This is a genomic window from Klebsiella sp. A-Nf5, assembly GCF_002810545.1.
Classification (GTDB): domain Bacteria; phylum Pseudomonadota; class Gammaproteobacteria; order Enterobacterales; family Enterobacteriaceae; genus Klebsiella; species Klebsiella variicola.
This window is the reverse complement of sequence record NZ_PIOG01000134.1, coordinates 1-874: the sequence shown is the minus strand read 5'-3', so window position 1 is coordinate 874 and position 874 is coordinate 1. Positions and strand designations below refer to the sequence as shown.

1 pseudogene is annotated in these 874 nt (G+C 56.1%); it reads left to right on the top strand.

Features of this window, described 5'->3' with window-relative positions:
* A pseudogene (locus tag CWM53_RS13890) lies at positions 1–874 on the top strand (type VI secretion protein VasK); the annotation flags it as partial.

Here is an 874-nt window from a genome sequence, read left to right as displayed (position 1 = left end):
GAAAGAGCAGACGATTTATCGGCCTGAAGTGCCGGCCAAAAATGAAAAGCGACTATCTGATGATTTTTACATCCTTCTTAAATCAAAACTTCGGTCCCGCTATGGCCTGCTCTGGCGACATAAAGTCCGCCTGCTATTGGTGATGGGTGAATCGACGCAGGTGGAAGCGATTGCACCAGGATTAACGGCGCAGCGCTGGCAGGAAGGCGAGTACACAGTGTTAATATACGGAGGCTCCGCGTCGGCAGCCCCGGATACGACACTTTTGACATCCCTGAAAAGACTGCGCCATTTCCGTCCGCTGGACGGCATTATCTGGCCGCTGACGGAAAAACAATGTTGCCAGACGGCGCAAGTGGATAAAGGTTGGCGTGAGCTGGCTACCTGCGGAAAATTGCTCGGTTTTCAGGCCCCGTTATATCTGTGGCAAGTTTGTGATGACGGTGGTTATCAGGCTGGGCGTACGCTACAAAGCGTCGGTTGCCTGTTGCCTGAACGCTGCGTGCCGGAACAACTGGCGTCGCTGCTGGAAGCGCGGACACTGCAGTTGACCGCACAGGGAGTACAGCAGTTACTGAATAACGACCACCACGATTTCCTGTTACGGCTTGCCCATCAGCTCGCTGAAGGCGGTATTGTTAAATGGAAGACGGCGCTAAAACCGCTCCTTGCCGGTGGCGCGTTTTCTTGCATGCAACTGCGTGGTCTGATGTTCAGCCCTCCGCTTCCCCCCGCGCCAGAGGCCGCGATCCACGCATGGTTGCCATCGCCGGTATGGTTGGGCGTGACTGGCGATAATGAGCGGGGGCGCAGAGTGGGTTTTCCGTGGTGGCGCACTATGTTAGCGATCTGCGCCTGTGTGCTGGCGGTATGG